Below are 21,475 nucleotides of genomic sequence, written 5' to 3'. Positions count from 1 at the left end.
TTGAAAACATTCTTACTATTACACTGACATTCGCATTATTTCCTGATAAGCTTCTACTGCTTTATTACGTATTTCCATTGTAGCTTGCATCGTGATGCTAGCCTTTTGAGATGCGATCATTACTTGAGATAAATCGACGTTTTCTCCTCTTGCTAGCTTATTTGTTAGCGCATCTGATTCATTTTGTGCCTGGTTCACACTGTTAATGGATTCTTTTAAAAAGGACGCAAAGTTTTTTTGTGTATTTGCAACAGATGTTTTATTAGTAGTTGCTGTATTTGTTAATGGAAATGCAGAAGATACTGCAGAAAAATTTAAAGGTTCCATTTCATTACTCCTATTCGTTTTTATTTACCAATTTCTAATGTTTTCATTAACATACTCTTAGAAGCATTTAAAACAGTGACATTGGCTTCATATGACCTAGAGGCACTCATTAAATCAACCATTTCCCGCAAAGGATCTACATTCGGCATACTTACATACCCATTTTCATCTGCATCTGGATTTTCCGGATCATAAACCATCTCAAATGGTGTTTCGTCCTCTACAATTTTAGATACCTTAACTCCTGAACCTGTATCTGAGCTTGTTCCTCTTGCAGCATTCAAATGGGAAGCAAACGAACCTTCTTGCTCTTGAAAAACAACTTGTTTTCGTTTGTATGGCTCCCACTCTCCATCTACTAATTTACCTCTTGTTGTATCTACATTTGCCATATTGGAAGATATAACATCCATTCTTAACCGTTGAGCAGTTAAAGCAGAGGCAGTAGTGTTTATACTATTAAAAATAGTCATGTTTACTTCCCTCCTCTAATTACATTTTCAAGCGAACTAAATTTCCCACTAATTCGATCAATTAACGCATTGTAATATATTTGGTTTGTCGCAAGGTCTGTCATTTCTTTATCCATATCTACACTATTACCGCTGTTATTATAAGTAACTCCACTTTTGGAAACGACTGTTGTTGAAGCATTGTTAGCGGAAAAAGACATATGCTTACTATTTGTGACATTTGCATTCATAGCACTAGATAACGAATCTTTAAAAGTCACTGTCTTCGCTTTATAGTTTGGTGTATCTACATTTGCTATATTTTGTGCTATAACCTTTTGTTTTTGATTAGAATAATTTATTGCATTTTCTAAGGTTGTTATTGTATTAGAAAAAAGATTCAATTTTTTACACCTCGAGAAACGAATTTTGAGAAAATTGTTGAATTTTGTTTTTTTGTGACGTTTTTTTTACATGATAGATTTAATTTTAATGAATTTGCAATAATATGTCTATGGAAAAGAGGATAATTTTAATGATGCTTTTTACCTATTTTAGTTCATAATTGACATAATTATTCCTAAAAACGGGTATGAGTTGGTGTTTTTCGAACCTTTACCGTTACTATTTTCATGGTTATTAGTTACTAATCGATATGATTAATTGGCTACGTAGACAAATATACATGTTGCTACTCTGTAATGTAAATGAAAAATAATTGGAAAATCCGCAGTTTTTGTCGAACGATAGCTAATAGTATAATCGAACCAACATGTTAATCTTTCTTCCTGCTCATATAACGCAAAAAAACCTTTCCAATGATTTGAAAAGGTTTTTTATCGTCATCTGTTTTATTAATGAATATTCAATAGATACTTTTTATTTATTTGTTTTTAATTTCTCAAGCTCTAATAAGAACTTGTCATTTAGCACTTTAATATAAGTACCTTTCATTCCTAAAGAACGCGACTCAATAACGCCAGCACTTTCTAATTTACGCAATGCATTTACAATCACAGATCTTGTAATACCAACACGGTCTGCAATTTTAGAAGCTACTAATAAACCTTCGTTACCATTTAACTCTTCAAAAATATGCTCGATTGCTTCTAATTCACTATAAGATAAAGAGCTGATCGCCATTTGAACAACAGCTTTGCTTCTTGCTTCTTCTTCGATTTCTTCTGCTTTTTCACGAAGAATTTCCATTCCAACTACTGTAGCACCATATTCTGCAAGAATTAAATCATCATCATGGAATTGTTCTTGTAATCTTGCAAGAATTAATGTTCCAAGTCTTTCGCCACCACCGATAATAGGTACAATGGTAGTAAGACCTTTCGCAAATAATTCTTTATTCTCAACTGGGAAAGCAGTATACTCACTTTCGATTTCTAAATTACTTGAAGTTGTTTGAATGTTAAACAAGCTATTTGTATATTCCTCTGGGAATTGGCGATCTTCAAGCATCTTTTTCATGCGATCATTTTCAATTTGCTGATTAACTGCAAACCCTAGTAATTTCCCTCTTCTGCTCACAACGAAAATATTTGCTTCGATAACGTCACTTAACGTTTCAGACATTTCCTTAAAGTTTACTGGCTTACCTGCAGCTCTTTGCAGCATTGCGTTTATTTTTCTTGTTTTCGTTAATAAATCCATTTCATATTCCTCCTGTTAACTCAAACCAACACTTGAAATAATCTATGTCTACTTATACCGTTACCTTTTCAGGAGTATATTTTAGTTCTACAAAATTATAGTATAAATTGACTTAAATCTTTATTTCTTGAGATGGCTCCTAACTTCTCCTCCACATACTTCGGAGTAATCGTTATTTTTTCCATTGTTATTTCTGGTGCTTCGAAAGACAAGTCTTCTAATAGTTTTTCTAGAATTGTATGAAGTCTACGCGCACCGATATTATCTGTATTTTGATTTACTTCATAAGCTACTTCAGCTATCTTACGAATAGCTTCGTCAGAAAATTCAATTTCTATACCTTCTGTTTGCAATAATGCTTGATATTGCTTAATCAATGCATTGTCTGGCTCCACAAGTATACGATAGAAATCATCTACTGTTAGTTTCGTAAGCTCAACACGAATCGGAAATCTTCCTTGTAATTCTGGGATTAAATCAGATGGCTTAGACATATGGAAAGCACCTGCAGCAATAAATAAGACATGATCCGTTTTAACCGAACCGTATTTTGTTACGACTGTCGATCCTTCCACTACAGGTAAAATGTCTCGCTGCACACCTTCTCTTGAAACATCCGCTGAAGAACTGCCATTTGACTTGCTAGCAATCTTATCGATTTCATCGATAAAGATTATACCCATTTGTTCTGCACGAACGAGAGCATCCTGTGTAACCTCGTCCATATCGATTAGTTTTTGCGCTTCTTCGTTTGTTAAAACGCTTCTTGCTTCTCTAACCGTTAATTTGCGCTTTTTCTTTTTCTTCGGCATAAAACTACTTAAGGCATCCTGCATATTCATTCCCATTTGCTCTATGCCAGAACCTTGAAGCATATCAAACATAGAAGGCTGTTGTTCTTCTACTTCTACCGTTACTACTTCGTCTTCTAGTTCGCCTAAGGCAAGCTTTTCTTTTACTATCTTTCTTTTTTCTGACTTACTAGTTTCTTCCACAGTTGACTCTTCTTCGTCTGTATCTGTAGCTCCACCGCCAAAAAGCATTTCCAAAGGATTCTTGTAGTTCGAGGTTTTCTTTGCAGCAGAAGGAACCAATAATTCAACAAGTCGATTATTTGCAGCAACTTCTGCTCTCTCTCTAACTTGAAACATCTTTTCTTCTTTCACTAAGCGTACAGATGTTTCAACAAGATCACGAACCATTGATTCTACATCACGTCCGACATAACCTACTTCCGTAAACTTAGTTGCTTCTACTTTAACAAATGGCGCGTTAACAATCTTAGCAATCCTTCTTGCTATTTCTGTTTTGCCGACACCAGTTGGCCCCATCATTAAAATATTTTTTGGATTGATTTCATCTCTAAGCTTTTCATCCAGCAAGCTTCTGCGAAAACGGTTTCTTAAAGCAACAGCAACTGCTTTTTTGGCATCCTTTTGTCCAACAATATATTGATCAAGGCGCTCTACTATTTGACGAGGTGTTAAACTAGCACTTTTTTGCATATTAAAAATCCTCCCCTATAATTCTTCCACGATGATATTATTATTTGTATACACACAAATTTCACCAGCAATCTTTAGAGCAGCCTTCGCAATGTCGTATGCAGAAAGATTATCTCCAGAATAAGTTTTGAGCGCTCTACCTGCAGCAAGTGCATAGTTTCCGCCAGAACCAATTGCAAGTATACCATCATCTGGTTCAATTACTTCGCCTGTTCCAGATACTAATAATAGGTCTGTTTCATTCATAACGATCAGCATCGCTTCCAGTTTTCTAAGAACTTTATCACTGCGCCATAGCTTCGCAAGCTCCACCGATGCACGCTGTAAGTTCCCATTAAACTCATCTAATTTCCCTTCAAATAGTTCGAAAAGGGTAAAGGCATCCGCAACTGATCCCGCAAATCCTGCAATTACTTTCCCGTTAAAAAGCTTTCTTACCTTCCGGGCAGTGTGTTTCATCACAACAGCATTCCCTAGTGTAACCTGACCATCACCGGACATTGCTGACTTCCCTTTATGTTTTACCGCAAAAATAGTTGTTGCATGAAATTGTGGCATTTCAGACATGTTACTTCCTCCTTATCCAAATGACTATGCCCTAGGATGATAAGACATATATGTCTTTTTTAAATACTCATTTGTTACATGAGTATATATTTGAGTTGATGTTAAAAATGCATGACCTAATAATTCTTGAACCGTTCTCATATCTGCACCATTTGCCAACAAATGAGTTGCAAATGAATGTCTCAATTTATGGGGATGAATTTTTCCCTGTGAGGATGAAGTATCCATCATTTTATTTAAGATATCACGAACTCCGTTATCTGTTAAAATTCCTCCGCGATAATTAACAAACAAATAAGAATGAGATGAATTATCTTTCATCAGTTTATTCCTACCAGTTTTTATGTACGCTTCAAGAGCTTGATGAGCAAAGCTACCAAATGGAACATAGCGCTCCTTTTGTCCTTTTCCCCTAACCAATACGGTAGAAACACTAAAATCAATATCGCTTAATTGAATTTTTGTACATTCTCCAACACGAATGCCTGTCGCATACAATAATTCAAGCAATGCTTTATTTCTTAGCCCAAGGGGTGTGTTTGTATCACATGATAAAAAGAGTTGCTGCAATTCTTCCTCATAGAAAAAATCAGGTAATCTCTTTTCCAGCTTAGGAATCGATACGGCAGAAAACGGATTATTGCCTACTTCCTTCTCCCTTAGCAAAAATCGATAAAAACTTCTCAAACTAGATATTTTCCGCGCAATCGTCTTTCTTGCTAATTGCTGTGAAAAAAGCTCTGTTAAGTATATTCTTACATCAGAAGGATTTACGTCATCTAACTTGTCTATTACTTGATCCTTCATAAAGCGAAAAAATTGGTCAATATCTTGCATATAAAATTCTATTGTATATGGTGAGTAATTTTTTTCAATCTGTAAATAGGTAATAAATGCCTGAACATGATTGTTTAATTCCTGTTTCATACCCTCACCTCACAATGGCTTCATCATATTATCATACTTTTTATCTACAAGCAATAAATTTACACATTTTTCACAAAGTTCCGAATTGTTTGTGACAATCCTTTCATTTCATGTTTATTTCTTCCTTTTCCCTTCGATTTGTAAAGCTAATCTTAAAATATAGGAACCATCCTTCTATTTAAAAGCAAGACATTTAAATAATCATGGAAAACACGAAAGACAATCGCAACTTTTATGAAGTCATTACTCATAGCATTTTACTATACGAATGAAAGAATGAAAAGTTTCTACTTCAAGAGAATAAATATTTTTTTATATAATCGAATTTCCACTACTTTTTCTTCCATATATATTATATTTAGGAAAATACACAAAAGATAATATGTTAGTAATTGACAAGAGAGTGAGCACATCACTCACCCTCGGAACCATTACTTTAATGTTATTTTCGAAGTAGATCGATTATCTTTATACGAAACCTCGTTAGCTTTGTGGCTCTTCTTTATAATCACAGTTTACGCACTGTACTTGAACCCCTTTTTTCAACTTCTTCTCTACTAACATGTTTTCGCATTTCGGACAAGGTCTTTGAAGTGGCTTATCCCATGAAATAAAATCACATTCCGGAAAACGATCGCAACCATAAAAGATTCTGCGCTTCTTACTTTTTCTTTCAATTATATTCCCTTCATGGCACTTCGGACATTTTACTCCAATATCCTTCACGATCGCTTTCGTATTTCTGCAATCCGGGAAATTGCTGCAAGCCATGAACTTTCCATATCGGCCCATTTTATAAACCATCGGATGTCCGCATTCTTCGCAATCCTCTCCTGCTGGTTCATCTTTTATTTCTATCGTCTGCATTTCTTGTTCAGCTACTTCTAATCTTTTCTCAAACGTTTGATAGAATTCATCAATTACTTTTACCCAATCGACTTTACCTGCCTCAATATTATCTAAATCTTGTTCCATATTGGCAGTAAATTCAATGTTTAATATTTCTGGGAAAAATTCCAAGATTAATTCTAAGACGATTTCTCCTAATTCAGTTGGAATAAATCGTTTATTATCAAGTGCTACATAACCCCGCTTTTGAATAGTATCAAGGGTTGGAGCAAATGTTGATGGTCTTCCTATACCTAATTCTTCTAGCGTTCTTACTAGTCTCGCTTCTGTATAACGTGGAGGTGGCTGGGTGAAATGCTGCTTTGTTTCAATATCTTTATTTAATACCGTGTCCCCTTCCTTTAAATCAGGAAGCTGGCGGTCTTTTTCATCAACGTTATCATCTGTGCCTTCCACATAAACTTTCATAAAGCCAGGGAACTTAATTTTTGAGCCGTTTGCACGGAATTTTACGTCGCCGTTTGATAGATCGACACTCATTGTATCCATTATAGCTGATGCCATTTGGCTAGCAATAAATCTTTCCCAAATCAACTTATATAACCGAAATTGATCTCGGGATAAAAATTCCTTTACCTTATTTGGCTCTCGACCAATGCTAGTTGGACGAACTGCTTCATGGGCATCTTGTACCTTTGCATTCTTTTTCTCTTTTTTCTTCTCGTCTCTTGTATATTCTTTCCCATAATTACTGTTTATAAATTCAAATGCTTCTCCTTGGGCAACCTCGGAAATTCTAGTTGAGTCGGTTCTCATATACGTAATTAAACCAACTGTTCCTTCTTTACCAAGATCTATTCCTTCATATAATTGCTGTGCTAACATCATTGTTTTCTTCGCACGGAAATTTAATTTACGGGCAGCTTCCTGTTGGAGAGATGATGTAGTAAATGGAACAGCGGGATTTCTCTTTCGTTCTTTTTTACTGACTTTATCTACTGTAAATTTATTATCTTTTAGTTGACTAGTTATTTTCTTAACATCTTCTTCTGAATGAAGTTCGATTTTCTCTCCATTTATTCCATAAAAGGATGCTTCAAAGTTATTTTTCCCTTTAATAAAGCTACCTTCAATAGACCAGTATTCTTCTGGTACAAATGCTTTGATTTCTCGCTCTCTTTCAATGATGAGACGTACAGCAACTGATTGTACTCTTCCTGCACTCAGTCCTTTTTTTACTTTTTTCCATAATAGCGGACTAATATTATATCCAACTAATCTGTCTAAAACCCTTCTTGCCTGCTGTGAATCCACTAAGTCCATATTAATCGCTCTTGGGTGCTTAAATGACTCTTTAATAGCGTCTTTTGTGATTTCATTGAAAACAACACGACAATCTGATTCAATGTCCACATTTAAGCTATTAGCTAAATGCCATGCAATTGCTTCCCCTTCGCGATCCGGGTCAGCTGCTAAATAAATTTTCTTCGCTTTTTTTGCTGCTGTTTTTAGATCCTTTAAAATAGGACCTTTTCCGCGGATTGTTATGTACTTTGGCTCAAATTGTTTTTCTATATCAACACCCATTTGACTTTTAGGTAAATCTCTAATATGTCCCATTGATGCTTTCACTTTAAATTTTTTTCCTAAATATCGTTCTATTGTCTTTGCTTTTGCTGGTGACTCAACGATTACTAAAAAATCTGACATCCACTGTCCTCCTTAAGAGGGATTTAAATATTCACTATTATTGTATACTATGTTTTGATTTGTCAAACATTCCGATAACTAGTAAACGTTTTCACTCTCTTTATTTATGTAAATTTTTCGGGTTAAATATCTATACGTTGCAAAATGTATAACAAATTTCTAAAAATAGCAATAGTTTTTTTTAAAGTTTCATGAATAATTCCTAATTTATGGAAAGATTATTTCTGCTTCTAATAGGGTTGCTTTCTAATTCCGCAGCTTGTGTCCACTTCACACAGTCTGCTCGAATGTACAAGTATTAACCGATAAAACAATTAAAATTTAAATAAAAAAAGATAATTCCTTAAATAATTTTATGTTTATAGCGTAACACTTTCCTTTCGCATTGAAAACTATTTTCATTTGCCTATTGTGATAATGATTATTTTTCAATTGATAAATAGAGATTAAAAACTATTTTTATATAAATAAATTAGAGGCTTTTACTTATTCTAAATGCTTCCATTCTTCTATTATATCATTCGCTACGAGTACGGGCTTTGCGCCTTGTTGGATCAATTCATTCGGGCCAACTGAATAGGGACTAAAGATATTTCCTGGTATAGCAAATACGTCTCGCCCTTCATTGACGGCAAAATTAGCGGTGATTAAGGAGCCACTTTTCTGCTTCGCTTCTACCACGAGGGTTCCGTTACTTAAGCCGCTAATAATGCGATTTCTCATTGGAAATTGCCATTTAAGTGGTTTTGTTAATGGGGGATATTCAGATAGCACGAGATGATCTTTCATCATTTCTCCGGCTAGCTCGCGGTTTTCTTTTGGATAAATATGAAAAAGGCCTCCCGCAATAACGCCAATTGTTTTACCCCCATGATCAATAGTAAGCTTATGGGCTATAGAATCTACCCCGTGGGCTAGACCACTTACTATGGTGATTTTCTCCTCTACTAGTTCTTTTAGAAGCTGTTGCATCACTTTCGTACTGTAGGTAGTAGCTAAACGGGAACCAACAATCGCTAGCTTTTTTTTCGATTGAAGCAAGGAAAGATCTCCTTTTGCATAAAGAACCCAAGGCGGCTGGTAGATTTCTTTTAGAAGGGGTGGATATAATGGATCAAAAAAAGGAATAGTGTGGATATGATTGTAACGATACTGGTTCATTAGCTCTTCCACATAATTCGAATGGATTGTTTCCACTATTTCCTTTTCAACATTAGGAGGTAACGAGGATAAAAAGGAAGGGATTTTATGCAACTGAAGAGTAGGATCTTCTTTCAGAAGACTCCCTATTATTTTCCAACTAATTCCTCGACAGTGATGTAGCTTAATTAATGTTTTGTTTACAATTTCCATCTTTTCTTCCTTTCACTTGTCTACTTTTTCACAAAAAATTAGCTAACATACAAAAGGAAGACGAAAAACACTTCATAAATAAGGAATTATCTTCCTTCATTATAAATAGTTTTTTGAATTATGCCTAGTATTCATTTTCACTGTTTGCATTTGTAAATCCGCAGATTACATATCTTCCTAACTAATCTTAAAAAAATATCACGAAAAAACCTAGCCTTATTTGCAAAATAAGACTAGATTTCTTTTTTATTTTGTAACTACTTCATGTGTTTTACATTTTTCGTATAAAGACTGCTCTTTTAATACCTCTATCAATGTAGCTCCCATATCAGATGGAGTTGGCGCTACTTTTATGCCACATTCTGATAGAACGCTAATTTTTTCGTCCGCCGTTCCTTTTCCACCTGAGATGATTGCACCAGCATGCCCCATTCGCTTACCTGGTGGTGCAGTGCGCCCGCCGATGAATCCTACTACCGGCTTCGTCATATTTGCTTTTACCCATCTTGCCGCTTCTTCTTCTGCAGTACCACCGATTTCTCCAATCATAATTACTGCATACGTATCTTCATCTTCATTAAATGCCTTTAGTGTATCAATAAAATCTGTTCCATTTACTGGATCTCCGCCAATTCCTACTGCAGTAGATTGGCCAATACCAGCCTGGGAAAGCTGATGAACAGCTTCATATGTTAAGGTACCTGAACGAGAAACAACCCCTACATGGCCCTTCTTATGGATATATCCTGGCATAATCCCAATCTTACATTCTTCAGGTGTAATTACCCCAGGACAGTTCGGACCTATTAATCTAGTCTTTTTCCCTTCCATATAGCGTTTTACTTTCACCATATCAAGAACAGGAATATGCTCTGTAATACAAATTACTAAATCAAGTTCTGCATCAACCGCTTCTAATATCGCATCTGCCGCAAATGGAGCTGGTACATAAATAACCGATGCATTTGCTTCCGTAACTTCTACAGCATCTTTCACGGTATTAAAAACAGGTACTCCTTCTACCGTTGTACCGCCTTTTCCTGGAGTTACGCCCCCAACGATCTTTGTACCATATTCAATCATTTGTGTTGTATGGAAAAGTGCTGTTGCACCAGTTATTCCTTGGACAAGGACCTTTGTATCTTTATTAATAAAAACACTCATGCTTAATTCCCTCCTTGTTCTACTAAGGTTACAATTTTCTCAGCACCATCAGCCATCGATTCTGCTGCTACAATATCCACACCTGATTCCCGAAGAATCTTTTTGCCTAAGTCTACGTTTGTTCCTTCTAGGCGAACAACAAGCGGCACATGAAGGCTGACCTGCTTTGCAGCTTCCACAATTCCTGTTGCGATAACATCACATTTCATAATGCCACCAAAAATATTAACAAAAATTCCCTTTACTTTTGAATCAGACAAAATGATTTTAAACGCTTCTGTTACTTTTTCTGCTGTTGCTCCGCCCCCAACATCTAAAAAGTTTGCCGGTTCTCCGCCATAATGCTTAACAATATCCATCGTTGCCATAGCAAGTCCAGCACCATTTACCATACAGCCAATATTTCCATTTAAGGCAATATAGCTTAGATCATATTTAGACGCTTCTAATTCTTTCTCGTTTTCTTCATCTAAATCTCTATATGCTACAATATCTTTATGTCTATAAAGGGCATTTGAATCAAAATTCAACTTTGCATCCAACGCCATAATATTTCCATCCTCTGTTAGCACAAGTGGATTAATTTCAGCAATCGAGCAGTCTTTGTCTACAAATACTTTATATAAACCAGTCATAAATGCAACTGCTTTATTTACTTGCTTGCTTGGGATATTAATTGCAAATGCAACCCGACGTGCTTGAAACGGAGTAAGACCAGTTACTGGATCAATAACTTCTTTGACAATTTTCTCTGGGTACTTCTCTGCGATTTCCTCAATTTCTGTACCACCCTCTTCAGAAGCCATTAATACGATTCGAGATGTTGCACGGTCCACGACAAATCCTATGTAATATTCCTTCTTGATCCTGCAGCCTTCTTCTATTAATAATCGTTTTACTAATTTTCCTTCTGGTCCTGTTTGATGGGTAACCAATGTGCTGCCCAATATATCTGATGCATAAGTCTGTACTTCTTCCAAACTTTTTGCAACCTTTACTCCACCAGCTTTCCCTCGACCACCTGCATGGATTTGTGCTTTCACTACCCATACATCACTGTTTAATGTTTCTGCAGCTCGCACTGCCTCTTCTACTGTAAAAGCTACTTTTCCTTTTGGTACTGAGACGCCTTTTAATTCTAAAATCTCTTTCCCCTGATATTCATGAATATTCAAGCTTCCACACCCCTTTGATTTCCCTTTTTTGTAAAATTGGAGACAACTGCATTAATACATCTTATAACGAATGAATGAAATTTATTTCATTCTTTTTTGTTTTCTCCTTTTGACATAATAATCGTTTTCACTGTAGTAATAGGCTTTCCTAAAAGCGATTTACGATTTATTTATCTATTTGGAAAAAACAAAAATATGGTCACGCTTTCATTTTAAATGAAAAAACCTTTCTTTGTCTATAAAAAAGGCTTTTATCTTTAAATATTTTACATTTAAAAATATTTTTTCTTCATTTTTTGCCTTTTGGAGCGTCTTTTTTCGTCGTTTCCTTCTCTAATGAATAAATATATGCAAACACTTCAGCAACTGCCATATATAAATCTTCTGGAATTTGTTCATTTATATTTAATTTACTTAGAAGTTCTACAAGCGAAGCATCTTCCTGAATCGGGATATTCTCTTTTTTCGCCCGTTCAAGTATTTGCTCAGCCACTAAGCCTTTCCCTTTTGCAATAACTGCAGGAGCTGAATGTTTATGCTTCTCATAGGTTAACGCTATCGCTTCTTTTCGTTTTAAAGGCCTAGGCTTGTTCATATTTTAAGATCCACTCCTTTGTAACCATTTACTCGCATTGCTTGCTGAGGACTCCACATAGGCCTGTCTTCTTTTGTCAAAGGTCTCACATGAACTGCCATCAGTTTATAATCAAGCTCCCTAAGCCTTTCTTTTAAAGACTCTTCCTTTTGTTTTATTATTGGCATTATTTCAGTTGCTTGATCATTAAGGATACTCATATTCATGATTCGGTTTTGGATATTTAAATCAATAACCGTATCCTTCATATGAGCAAGCTCTAAGTAAAAAAGGATGCGACAATAATTGCTATCCACTTTGCCATCTTCCGTTTTTCTGCCATTATACTGCATCGTTACATCCACCTGCTGGTTGAAAAAACGAAGGGGAATTTCTGTAACTAGCTGCATAATAGGACCAGTTTGCTGACTCATAAGCTGATAGCCTGTCATTTTATCGATCAGTTGTCCTGCTGTCTCTTTCACAGCTATTGGAACGTCTTTTCCCATTAACTCTAGTAGCATGGGCTTTAGCATTTCCTGATGAAAGGCTTGTTCGTCTTCCATCGGAGTTCGTTTTAATAATCCAGCTTCATACGAATAGCCCATTTTATGAATTATAGTTTTTATCGTATCTACCATACTATCTTTGGAAAAATTTTCTCCCTCTGTTAAACTAGAAAGCAAATTGTTTAAGATTGGTTCCTTCACTTTATGGGAAGAAAGCTGCTGTTGCAACTCCTCTATCAGGACACTAAATCCTTTATCTGATTGCAAGGATGAAAGACTTGAAAATACTTCTTTTGTTAGAGGCAGCTCTCTTTCAAGCATAAGGCCAATAATCGAAAGCTCTTGTTTTCCCAAAGAACTTGGCAGCCATTCCTTTATGTTTCCAATCGCTTCATTCGTAATTGGTAGATTATTAGATAGTAGATAATGGAGTAACAATCTATTGTCTTTTGTGTTAGGAAGATTTAGCTGTTGAAGCAATCCAGTCATATTTCCTTTTTCTTCTGGTACTTCATTTGCTTGGGTTAAAACTTTTAAAACTGGCTTATCATCCGTTATGGAAACTTGAAACCAATAACTTTGATCAACGGTTACGGGAATGGTTAGGTTGGCAAGCATTCTTTGCGATCCTATTTGTACCTCTGCCATTTGTTGAGGAAATAATTTTGTCAATTTTCCATATACTAGTTGTCCATCTCTTAATTCAAGGGCTTTGTTACCTAAACGATTTTCATGAAATAAATCATGTACAATATGGTTAATATTCATCTTATTCCTCCTTTCTTCCTTAACAAAAATACAACCATTCCATTAGCTATTTTATATTCTCCACCATCTCTTTGATAGGGGAAAAACTCTTGCGGTGATGAATCGTAATCCCACATTCCTTAAGAGCTACTAGATGCTCCTGTGTGCCATAGCCCATATTGCTCGCAAAATGATAATCAGGATACACTTCATGTAACTCTTTCATCATGCGATCTCTCGTTACTTTTGCAATAATGCTTGCCGCAGCAATTGAAACACTTTTACTATCCCCTTTAATAAGGGACTGGCTAGGGTATGGAGTGGTTAATTTCATTGCATCAATAAGTAAGTAATCTGGCGTTTGGGAAAGCTCATTAATCGCTTCTAACATTCCCTTTTTTGTTGCTTGATAAATATTAATTCGATCTATTTCTGTAGGTGAGATTACTCCCACCCCTATCGAAATTGCCTCATTTTTAATGACCTCATAAAATAATTCTCTTTTTTTCTCTGACAATTTCTTTGAATCGTCGATACCAGGTAAGTAAAAACCTTCCGGAAGGATAACGGCCGCTGTGACAACAGGTCCAGCAAGCGGTCCTCTGCCTACTTCATCAATGCCTGCAATATATGTATATCCCTTGCTTCTTATTTCTATTTCATAACGATTCATCTTGACGAAATGGTCATGAAGCTTCTGTTCCTTTACGATACGCTTCTCCCATGCTTCTAGAAGCTTCTGAGCCCCTTTTCTCTCGTCCTTTCGTAATTCAAGGATAAAAGGGTCATTAACTTCCTTTATCCCTTCTAGCGTCTCTTTTATTTCTTTCATCGTTGCTAATTTCATTTTTTACACCTCGATATTTATATCGGTTTATGGATGATTTTATTTATTTTAATCTGTTCGGTATGCTTTTACTTCGCTTCCGAAAATGTTGGCCGTTATTTTTCCATTTCAGACACAAAATTTCTTCTCTCCTTATAACTATGAAAATTAGAAATTTATCTCCTACTCTTTACATAGAAAAGAGAAGTGTCTGATTTTAGCCACTTCTCTTTGAGAGCTTTTTACATATCTTCTGTTTTTTCAAATGTCAAAGGTCCAAATTTTTCACTTCTGATATCACGGATTATTAATTCTGTCACTTTATCATAGTCAATCATACCGCCGCCTGATAATGCTCCTCTAAATGTGCCGATTTTATCAAACAGTTCAACCGTATCCTCTGGAATCGTATCTAAATCATATCTTTCTTTTAAACGTTCTGGATATTCTTTTTCCAAAAAGCGTAGTCCAAAGATAGCAATATCTTGTAAATTTAAAATAGTATCTTTAATTGCTCCCGTTAAAGCAAGCTTTAATCCAACTTCTTGGTCTTCAAATTTCGGCCATAATATTCCTGGTGTATCTAATAGCTCCATTTCTTTGCCTACTTTAATCCATTGCTGTGCTTTCGTTACACCTGGTGTATTTCCTGTTTTGGCAATGTTTTTTTTCGCCAATCGATTAATCAGGGTAGATTTACCTGCATTCGGAATTCCGACAATCATTGCTCGAATTGCTCGTGGTCTAATTCCTTTTGCTTTCATGCGATCAAATTTTTCCGCCAAAACTACTTTTGCTAAAGCAGTAATTTCCTTCATTCCTACCCCTGCGTGTGAATTAATCGCAAGCGCTTGTATACCTTGCTTTTTGAAGTAGTTTATCCATTCTTTTGTACGTTCTTTATCTGCCATATCTGCTTTGTTCAATAACACAATTCTCGGTTTATGCTGGATGATTTCATCAATCATGGGATTTCGAGATGATTGAGGAATTCTCGCATCCACTAATTCAAATATAATATCTACCAGCTTTAATTTTTCCGTTACCTGTCTTCTGGCTTTCGCCATATGCCCCGGGAACCATTGTATAGTCATCTTGCACCTCTATTTCTTCCACTTACATTATTCTACTATTTTTAAATCGGAAATCGGCCAATATACAACACTTGTACTGCCAATTATTTTATCATAGCCAATTGTACCAATATGGCGGCTATCTTTGCTATTTCTGCGGTTGTCACCCATTACAAATAACTCATCCTCTGGTACGGTTGCAGTGAAATCCTCCGTTAGTAGTCCATTTAGCCCTTCCTTATTATGTTCCAAGTAGGGCTCTTCATAAGCTTGTCCATTGACATATAACACATCATCTCGATACTCAATCGTATCTCCCGGCAAGCCAATTACTCTTTTTATATAATCTTTGCCTTCTGGCGCGTGAAAAACAATAATATCAAAACGCTTTGGTTCACTTACTTTATAGTTTATTTTATTTACAATCATTCGATCTTGGTCAAGCAATGTTGACTGCATAGACTCTCCATCTACTACAATGGGAGCAAATAAAAAATATCGAATGACAAAGGCGAGTAAAACAGCGATAATTAATGCTTTACTCCATTCCCATACTTCATTTTTCTTCTTCTTTTCAGTTGCCATACCTTTCACCAATCCTTAACTGAACAATATAGGTAGTTATTTATGTATGATTGAACGCTTCACTAACATGATATATTTTAGCGGAATTTCTGGATGAAGTAAAATTGGAAAGTAAGATATAAAAAAGAACTTGTTACAAGAACAAGCTCTTTTTTGGTAACAATTATCGAATTTCTTTAATACGAGCTTTTTTACCACGTAGGTTACGTAGGTAGTAAAGTTTCGCACGGCGTACTTTACCGCGACGGATAACTTCTAGCTTCGCAATTTTAGGTGTGTGAACAGGGAATGTACGCTCAACGCCAACTCCGTAAGAAACTTTACGTACTGTAAAAGTTTCGCTGATACCACCACCACGACGCTTAATTACAACACCTTCAAATAACTGAATACGTTCACGAGTACCCTCAACAACTTTCACGTGTACACGTACAGTGTCACCAGGACGGAACGAAGGAAGATCAGAACGAAGTTGTTCTTTTGTAATTTCTTCTATTAATTTTTGCATCGTTTTCAACTCCTTCCAACAGACGCTCTTGCACTCATAATGGAGACCACTTGCAGCGGAACATCGTTATAAGACTCTTCACAGAAATCCATCTGTTTAAGTCACAAGTGTTATCTTAACATAAAACTATAATAACAGCAATATTTTTTCTAAAAATAATAGAACTTTGCTATTTTTAATATAATTGTATTATGTTAACTTGGATGATGTTGCTTTTTTAACTCATTTACAAGCTTTTTCTGCTTCTCTGTCAGCGGATAATTATCTAGTAAATCCGGACGTCTTTCAACCGTTCTTCGGAAAGATTCCCTTTCTCTCCATTCATCTATATGAGCATGATTTCCAGATAACAGTGTATCCGGAACCTTCATACCACGAAAATCAGCTGGTCGAGTGTAATGAGGATGCTCCAACAAACCAGTGCTAAACGAATCATTTACATGGGATGCTTCTTTCCCCAGTACACCTGGCAATAGCCGTACAACACTGTCAATGACAACCATTGCGCCCAATTCACCGCCAGTTAGGACATAGTCACCAATGGAGATTTCATCTGTTACCAAATGCTCTCTGATTCTTTCATCATATCCTTCGTAATGACCACAAATGAAGATTAAATGCTCCTCTTTGGCCAGTTCTTCCGCTTTTGCTTGCGTGTATCTTTCTCCCTGAGGACACATTAGAATGACACGAGGCTTGGTTCCTTCCTTTTTTGCTGTTAATGCACCAACAGCGTCAAATATCGGCTGGGGCTTTAATACCATTCCAGCACCTCCTCCGTACGGATAATCATCAACGGTTTGATGCTTATTATCAGCGTAATCGCGAAAATTCACGACATTGTACGCAGCTTTTTCGCCTTCTTCTGCCTTCTTTAAAATAGAACGATGAAGAACCCCTTCGAACATCTCTGGAAATAATGTAAGTACATCAATCTTCATTAAGAAAACAGCCCTTCCATTGGCTCTATTACAACTAGTTTTTCTTGCACATCTACTTTCATCACTACTTCTTCGATATATGGAATCAAGATTTCATTTTTATCTTGGCCTCTCACAACCCACACATCATTCGCTCCCGGTGTTAAGATTTCCGTAATTTCTCCAAGCTCTTCCCCTTCTACGGTTACCACTTTACAACCGATAATTTCATGAAAATAATACTCATTTTCTGCAAGTTCTCCAAGAAAGCTCTCTGGCACCTTTAAAAGGCCGCCCTTCATAAATTCCACATCATTCACATTTTCATAGCCTTCAAATGTAAGCAGATTGAAGTTCTTATGTTCTCGATGGCCTTTAATTTTCAATTCAAGCGGATTCGCTTTATCTGTCTGAAAAAAATAAATCGTATTCCCAATTTTGTAGCGTTCTTCTGGAAAATCAGTACGAGAAATAACACGAATTTCTCCTCTTATCCCATGTGTATTGACAACTTTACCAACATTAAACCATTTCTCCATTGCATTCACCTCTATCGAATATCAACCACTGTTCCATCTTTTACAATAATTGACTTATTTGTATTTTCCCAAGACTGCCCCACCTGAACATCAACAACAGCCATTACTTCTTGCTCCTTGATTTCTGTCCCTAATGGTAGTATATGTAATTGATTTAATTGGAACTCTATCGTTTTTTGTTTCTCTAATTTATTTGTAACTTCCTTTCGAAAAAAACGTTTAATTTCCGAACCAGAAGGGTGATTTTTCAATTGTTTTCTTTCTTCAAAATAAAGCTGTTGTACTTCTTTTTCTAGTTGCTCTATTTCTTGCCGATATCGTTCAGAAATGGACTTTCGCGTTTTCTCTGTTAAAACTTGTTTTACTGTTACAGACTGAAGAATCTTCATATACTTCCTCCTAACAGATGACAACCTTTGTACATACCACTAACAAGGTAACATATATTGCATTTTTCGTCTAAATACAAGTAAATTATCAATCATTTTACCAACACTACAGCTACTTCTGAAGAAATGCTAGCACTTAAGTTTACTATATCAGCCAATGTAACATGTTTATCAGCCAAAATAATCATTTATCAGCCAAATCTCCATCGATATCAGCCAAAGAAGCGCACTAATCAGCCAAACGCATATTTCTCCTAAAAAACAAAGGAAGGAGGGTTCCCCCTCCTTCCTTTTCATTTAATCTCTAATATCAACAATAATTTTCTTTTGTTGTAATGATCCTGCTGCATAAACAATCGTTCGAATGGCTCTCGCTACTCGCCCTTGCTTCCCTATTACCTTTCCTATGTCATTCTCGTTGACAGAAAGCAAGTAAGTGATACGATTATCCTCTTCTGTTACAGTTACGGCAACTTCCTCTGGAAAATCAACAAGGGGCTTAACAATCGTTTCTATAAGCTCTTTCATTGCATCAAAAATTATTTAGCGTTTTTGATATTGTGGAATTTTTCCATAATACCTTGGTTAGAGAATAGGTTACGTACTGTATCAGATGGTTTTGCACCATTTTGTAACCATTGTAGAGCTTTATCTTCGTTGATTTCCACGATAGCTGGGTTTGCTACCGGATTGTAAGTTCCTACTGTTTCAATGAAACGTCCATCACGTGGTGAACGAGAATCTGCTACTACGATACGATAAAAAGGAGATTTTTTTGCTCCCATTCTTTTTAAACGAATTTTTACTGCCATTTAATATTGCACCTCCGAATAGTTTCACACAAGATAGTATATTATCAGATACTCCAACACTTTGTAAAGTGTTTTTTCTTGTCAGTGTTAAAAATCTTTATTTACGCCCTCTAACAGTCTGTTTTCGCCCAATTTCAATGGACAAACGAAGCCAATTTTATATAAAAAACTGTCGTTAGAACGGGTTGAAAGGTAATTTTAATTTACCTTTTTTCTTGCCCTTTTGACCCATATTGGTCATTTGCTTCATCATTTTTCTCATGTCATCAAACTGTTTTAAAAGTCGATTTACTTCCGGAACGGTTCTACCGCTTCCTTTTGCAATACGCTTTCTTCTGCCAGAATTGATGATCTCTGGATGTTCTTTTTCTTGCTTAGTCATGGACTTAATGATTGCCTCTACATGTGCAATTTGCTTTTCGTCCACTTTCATATTGTTTAAGCCTTTGATTTTGTTCGCACCTGGCATCATTTTAATTAATTCGTCAAGTGGTCCCATGCTTTTCACCTGGCTTAAGGAATCAAGAAAATCGTCAAAGGTAAATGAATCTGATTTCATTTTCTTTTCTAATTCTCTCGCCTTTTCTTCATCCACGTTTATTTGCGCTTTTTCGATTAAGCTAAGCACATCACCCATTCCTAGGATTCTAGAAGCCATTCTCTCAGGATGGAATGTTTCAAGCGCGTCCATTTTTTCTCCCAAACCAACAAATTTAATTGGTGTGTTTGTAACAGAACGTATGGAAAGCGCAGCACCCCCACGTGTATCACCATCAAGCTTTGTTAAGACAACTCCCGTTAATCCTAACTGCTCGTTAAAGCTTCCGGCTACATTGACAGCATCTTGCCCTGTCATTGCATCGACAACAAGTAATATTTCTTCTGGGTTTGCAAGTTCTTTGATTTGCTTTAATTCATCCATTAGGGCTTCATCTACATGAAGACGACCTGCTGTATCAATTAATACATAATCATGATGATCTTCTTTCGCTTTTTCAATCGCTTGCTTTGCAATTTCAACAGGACTAACTTGGTCTCCTAGTGAAAAAACTGGAAAATCAAGCTGTTTTCCTAATGTTTGCAATTGCTTAATCGCAGCAGGACGATAAATATCTGCAGCTACTAATAGTGGATTACGATTATGTTTTTTACGCAGTAAATTTGCAAGCTTACCAGTGGTGGTTGTTTTCCCCGCCCCTTGAAGTCCGACCATCATAATGACAGTTGGAGGACGTTTACTCACACCAATTTTGCTTTCTTCTCCACCCATTAATTCCGTAAGCTCTTCTTTTACTACTTTAATAACTTGTTGTCCAGGAGTTAAGCTTTTTAGCACTTCCTGTCCAACTGCACGTTCACTTACTTTTTTGACAAAGTCTTTTACCACTTTAAAGTTTACGTCTGCCTCAAGAAGCGCAAGACGTACTTCACGCATCATTTCTTTTACATCCGCTTCATTTACTTTCCCTTTTCCACGGATTTTTTGCATCGTGTTCTGCAGTCGGTCAGCTAAACCTTCAAATGCCATACGTCAGCCTCCTTAATCTAATTTCTCTAGTTCCTCTACTGCCTCTCGCAACGCAGATATAGATAAGGTATCATGTTCTAGCATTTTTTTCATCTTTTCAAAAAGAACTTGACGCTCTTGAAATTTCTGAAGTAATAATAACTTATTCTCATATTCTTCTAGCATTGCTTCTGTACGTTTAATGTTGTCATACACCGCTTGACGGCTTACATTGTACTCAGCAGCAATCTCCCCAAGAGAGTAATCATCCAAATAGTAAAGAGACATATAGCTTCGTTGCTTCGGTGTTAACAACGACTGATAGAAATCAAATAAATAATTCATTCTCGTTGTTTTCTCAAGCATCGAATAATACCCCCGTGTTAAGTCAAAAGCCTTTACATCGACTATTTTACACACCAGAAAAAAAGATGTCAAGAAAATATCTTTACAAATTGAAAAGCGGAGGGTGCCCGTTTAGGGGCGTGTGGGGTGGAGCGACGATTCCTGAGATATAGGAAACACAGTGAACGGCAGTGAACTGATGTTGACTTATCGTAGGGAAGCGTCGGGAAGCCCATCAGCCCCTGGGCACCCGGAGCTGGACTAATTGAAAAGCGGAAGCGCCTGATTATCGATGTACAAACTGGAGGGGGCCTGACTGAGATAAAGGAAACACGGTGAACGTTAGTGAACCGATGTTGACTTATCGTAGGGAAGGCACCTGGAAGTTTGCTAAACGATAGGCGCTGGAGCTAGACTAATTGAAAAGCGGAGGGGGCCCGTTTAGGGGCG

At 36.4% G+C, this 21,475-nt stretch carries 24 protein-coding genes; all 24 read right to left on the bottom strand.

Going from position 1 to position 21,475, the window contains the following annotated elements:
- Positions 1-18: 18 nt before the first annotated feature.
- The 24 genes from fliE to ADJ83_RS06300 all read right to left on the bottom strand — a co-directional run bounded on the left by fliE (position 19) and on the right by ADJ83_RS06300 (position 21,046).
- Positions 19-327, bottom strand: coding sequence for a flagellar hook-basal body complex protein FliE (gene fliE, locus ADJ83_RS06415; protein ID WP_031534479.1), 309 nt, complete (start codon positions 325-327; stop codon positions 19-21).
- Positions 328-347: 20 nt separating this feature from the next.
- Positions 348-800 carry a flagellar basal body rod protein FlgC gene (flgC, locus tag ADJ83_RS06410; protein ID WP_031534477.1) on the bottom strand — a complete coding sequence of 151 codons (453 nt, stop codon included), beginning with the start codon at positions 798-800 and terminating at the stop codon, positions 348-350.
- Between the two features lie 2 nt (positions 801-802).
- A complete protein-coding gene (gene flgB / locus ADJ83_RS06405; RefSeq protein WP_031534474.1) occupies positions 803-1,183 on the bottom strand; it encodes a flagellar basal body rod protein FlgB in 381 nt (126 codons plus the stop codon).
- Between the two features lie 475 nt (positions 1,184-1,658).
- A complete protein-coding gene (gene codY, locus ADJ83_RS06400; protein WP_031534473.1) occupies positions 1,659-2,441 on the bottom strand; it encodes a GTP-sensing pleiotropic transcriptional regulator CodY in 783 nt (260 codons plus the stop codon).
- Between the two features lie 95 nt (positions 2,442-2,536).
- Positions 2,537-3,946: an HslU--HslV peptidase ATPase subunit gene (gene hslU / locus ADJ83_RS06395; RefSeq protein ID WP_031534471.1), complete on the bottom strand. Its 1,410-nt coding sequence runs from the start codon at positions 3,944-3,946 to the stop codon at positions 2,537-2,539.
- A 15-nt stretch (positions 3,947-3,961) separates the two neighbouring features.
- Positions 3,962-4,504: an ATP-dependent protease subunit HslV gene (hslV, locus tag ADJ83_RS06390; protein ID WP_031534470.1), complete on the bottom strand. Its 543-nt coding sequence runs from the start codon at positions 4,502-4,504 to the stop codon at positions 3,962-3,964.
- A 33-nt stretch (positions 4,505-4,537) separates the two neighbouring features.
- On the bottom strand, positions 4,538-5,440 hold the full coding sequence (xerC, locus tag ADJ83_RS06385) for a tyrosine recombinase XerC (RefSeq protein WP_031534468.1): 903 nt from the start codon (positions 5,438-5,440) through the stop codon (positions 4,538-4,540).
- Positions 5,441-5,923: 483 nt separating this feature from the next.
- Complete coding sequence (gene topA / locus ADJ83_RS06380; RefSeq protein ID WP_031534466.1) at positions 5,924-7,999, bottom strand: type I DNA topoisomerase; 2,076 nt, start codon at positions 7,997-7,999, stop codon at positions 5,924-5,926.
- 486 nt (positions 8,000-8,485) lie between these two features.
- Positions 8,486-9,352, bottom strand: a complete 867-nt coding sequence (gene dprA / locus ADJ83_RS06375; RefSeq protein ID WP_031534463.1) for a DNA-processing protein DprA — start codon at positions 9,350-9,352, stop codon at positions 8,486-8,488.
- Positions 9,353-9,598: 246 nt separating this feature from the next.
- A complete protein-coding gene (sucD, locus tag ADJ83_RS06370; protein ID WP_031534462.1) occupies positions 9,599-10,516 on the bottom strand; it encodes a succinate--CoA ligase subunit alpha in 918 nt (305 codons plus the stop codon).
- Between the two features lie 2 nt (positions 10,517-10,518).
- Positions 10,519-11,691 (bottom strand): ADP-forming succinate--CoA ligase subunit beta, encoded by a 1,173-nt coding sequence (gene sucC / locus ADJ83_RS06365; RefSeq protein WP_031534461.1) that lies wholly within the window; start codon positions 11,689-11,691, stop codon positions 10,519-10,521.
- A 289-nt stretch (positions 11,692-11,980) separates the two neighbouring features.
- Entirely contained in the window at positions 11,981-12,286 is a 306-nt protein-coding gene (locus ADJ83_RS06360; protein ID WP_031534459.1) for an EscU/YscU/HrcU family type III secretion system export apparatus switch protein, read from the bottom strand.
- Positions 12,283-13,542 (bottom strand): hypothetical protein, encoded by a 1,260-nt coding sequence (locus ADJ83_RS06355; protein WP_031534457.1) that lies wholly within the window; start codon positions 13,540-13,542, stop codon positions 12,283-12,285. The genes ADJ83_RS06360 and ADJ83_RS06355 overlap by 4 nt, the downstream gene beginning before the upstream one ends.
- Before the next feature lie 46 nt (positions 13,543-13,588).
- The gene (locus ADJ83_RS06350) at positions 13,589-14,368 is read right to left on the bottom strand and encodes a ribonuclease HII (protein WP_031534455.1); all 780 of its coding nucleotides are present in this window, start codon (positions 14,366-14,368) and stop codon (positions 13,589-13,591) included.
- A gap of 221 nt (positions 14,369-14,589) precedes the next feature.
- Positions 14,590-15,441, bottom strand: coding sequence for a ribosome biogenesis GTPase YlqF (gene ylqF, locus ADJ83_RS06345; protein ID WP_031534453.1), 852 nt, complete (start codon positions 15,439-15,441; stop codon positions 14,590-14,592).
- A gap of 27 nt (positions 15,442-15,468) precedes the next feature.
- Positions 15,469-16,005 carry a signal peptidase I gene (lepB, locus tag ADJ83_RS06340; protein WP_031534451.1) on the bottom strand — a complete coding sequence of 179 codons (537 nt, stop codon included), beginning with the start codon at positions 16,003-16,005 and terminating at the stop codon, positions 15,469-15,471.
- A 163-nt stretch (positions 16,006-16,168) separates the two neighbouring features.
- On the bottom strand, positions 16,169-16,513 hold the full coding sequence (gene rplS, locus ADJ83_RS06335; RefSeq protein WP_031534450.1) for a 50S ribosomal protein L19: 345 nt from the start codon (positions 16,511-16,513) through the stop codon (positions 16,169-16,171).
- 194 nt (positions 16,514-16,707) lie between these two features.
- Positions 16,708-17,454, bottom strand: coding sequence for a tRNA (guanosine(37)-N1)-methyltransferase TrmD (gene trmD, locus ADJ83_RS06330; RefSeq protein ID WP_031534448.1), 747 nt, complete (start codon positions 17,452-17,454; stop codon positions 16,708-16,710).
- Positions 17,454-17,972 (bottom strand): ribosome maturation factor RimM, encoded by a 519-nt coding sequence (rimM, locus tag ADJ83_RS06325; RefSeq protein WP_031534446.1) that lies wholly within the window; start codon positions 17,970-17,972, stop codon positions 17,454-17,456. The genes trmD and rimM overlap by 1 nt, the downstream gene beginning before the upstream one ends.
- 11 nt (positions 17,973-17,983) lie before the next feature.
- On the bottom strand, positions 17,984-18,361 hold the full coding sequence (locus tag ADJ83_RS06320; RefSeq protein ID WP_031534445.1) for a YlqD family protein: 378 nt from the start codon (positions 18,359-18,361) through the stop codon (positions 17,984-17,986).
- Positions 18,362-18,658: 297 nt separating this feature from the next.
- Positions 18,659-18,889, bottom strand: coding sequence for a KH domain-containing protein (locus ADJ83_RS06315; RefSeq protein WP_031534442.1), 231 nt, complete (start codon positions 18,887-18,889; stop codon positions 18,659-18,661).
- An 11-nt stretch (positions 18,890-18,900) separates the two neighbouring features.
- Positions 18,901-19,173 carry a 30S ribosomal protein S16 gene (gene rpsP / locus ADJ83_RS06310; RefSeq protein ID WP_031534440.1) on the bottom strand — a complete coding sequence of 91 codons (273 nt, stop codon included), beginning with the start codon at positions 19,171-19,173 and terminating at the stop codon, positions 18,901-18,903.
- A gap of 175 nt (positions 19,174-19,348) precedes the next feature.
- Positions 19,349-20,701 (bottom strand): signal recognition particle protein, encoded by a 1,353-nt coding sequence (gene ffh, locus ADJ83_RS06305; protein ID WP_031534438.1) that lies wholly within the window; start codon positions 20,699-20,701, stop codon positions 19,349-19,351.
- Between the two features lie 12 nt (positions 20,702-20,713).
- Positions 20,714-21,046 (bottom strand): putative DNA-binding protein, encoded by a 333-nt coding sequence (locus ADJ83_RS06300; RefSeq protein ID WP_031534436.1) that lies wholly within the window; start codon positions 21,044-21,046, stop codon positions 20,714-20,716.
- Positions 21,047-21,475: the final 429 nt, after the last annotated feature.

This window comes from Bacillus sp. 522_BSPC (assembly GCF_001076885.1).
In the GTDB taxonomy this organism is placed as follows: Bacteria; Bacillota; Bacilli; order Bacillales; family Cytobacillaceae; genus Niallia; species Niallia hominis.
Note: the sequence above shows the minus strand (reverse complement) of the source record. Positions and strands in the feature narration are given on the sequence as shown.

Bases quoted from the DNA above. Each gene is read 5' to 3' on its own strand.
- fliE (WP_031534479.1), bottom strand. From the start codon at position 327: ATGGAACCTTTAAATTTTTCTGCAGTATCTTCTGCATTTCCATTAACA.
- flgC (WP_031534477.1), bottom strand. From the start codon at position 800: ATGACTATTTTTAATAGTATAAACACTACTGCCTCTGCTTTAACTGCT.
- codY (WP_031534473.1), bottom strand. From the start codon at position 2,441: ATGGATTTATTAACGAAAACAAGAAAAATAAACGCAATGCTGCAAAGA.
- hslU (WP_031534471.1), bottom strand. From the start codon at position 3,946: ATGCAAAAAAGTGCTAGTTTAACACCTCGTCAAATAGTAGAGCGCCTT.
- hslV (WP_031534470.1), bottom strand. From the start codon at position 4,504: ATGCCACAATTTCATGCAACAACTATTTTTGCGGTAAAACATAAAGGG.
- xerC (WP_031534468.1), bottom strand. From the start codon at position 5,440: ATGAAACAGGAATTAAACAATCATGTTCAGGCATTTATTACCTATTTA.
- topA (WP_031534466.1), bottom strand. From the start codon at position 7,999: ATGTCAGATTTTTTAGTAATCGTTGAGTCACCAGCAAAAGCAAAGACA.
- dprA (WP_031534463.1), bottom strand. From the start codon at position 9,352: ATGGAAATTGTAAACAAAACATTAATTAAGCTACATCACTGTCGAGGA.
- sucD (WP_031534462.1), bottom strand. From the start codon at position 10,516: ATGAGTGTTTTTATTAATAAAGATACAAAGGTCCTTGTCCAAGGAATA.
- ADJ83_RS06360 (WP_031534459.1), bottom strand. From the start codon at position 12,286: ATGAACAAGCCTAGGCCTTTAAAACGAAAAGAAGCGATAGCGTTAACC.
- ADJ83_RS06355 (WP_031534457.1), bottom strand. From the start codon at position 13,542: ATGAATATTAACCATATTGTACATGATTTATTTCATGAAAATCGTTTA.
- ADJ83_RS06350 (WP_031534455.1), bottom strand. From the start codon at position 14,368: ATGAAATTAGCAACGATGAAAGAAATAAAAGAGACGCTAGAAGGGATA.
- ylqF (WP_031534453.1), bottom strand. From the start codon at position 15,441: ATGACTATACAATGGTTCCCGGGGCATATGGCGAAAGCCAGAAGACAG.
- lepB (WP_031534451.1), bottom strand. From the start codon at position 16,005: ATGGCAACTGAAAAGAAGAAGAAAAATGAAGTATGGGAATGGAGTAAA.
- rplS (WP_031534450.1), bottom strand. From the start codon at position 16,513: ATGCAAAAATTAATAGAAGAAATTACAAAAGAACAACTTCGTTCTGAT.
- trmD (WP_031534448.1), bottom strand. From the start codon at position 17,454: ATGAAGATTGATGTACTTACATTATTTCCAGAGATGTTCGAAGGGGTT.
- rimM (WP_031534446.1), bottom strand. From the start codon at position 17,972: ATGGAGAAATGGTTTAATGTTGGTAAAGTTGTCAATACACATGGGATA.
- ADJ83_RS06320 (WP_031534445.1), bottom strand. From the start codon at position 18,361: ATGAAGATTCTTCAGTCTGTAACAGTAAAACAAGTTTTAACAGAGAAA.
- ADJ83_RS06315 (WP_031534442.1), bottom strand. From the start codon at position 18,889: ATGAAAGAGCTTATAGAAACGATTGTTAAGCCCCTTGTTGATTTTCCA.
- rpsP (WP_031534440.1), bottom strand. From the start codon at position 19,173: ATGGCAGTAAAAATTCGTTTAAAAAGAATGGGAGCAAAAAAATCTCCT.
- ffh (WP_031534438.1), bottom strand. From the start codon at position 20,701: ATGGCATTTGAAGGTTTAGCTGACCGACTGCAGAACACGATGCAAAAA.
- ADJ83_RS06300 (WP_031534436.1), bottom strand. From the start codon at position 21,046: ATGCTTGAGAAAACAACGAGAATGAATTATTTATTTGATTTCTATCAG.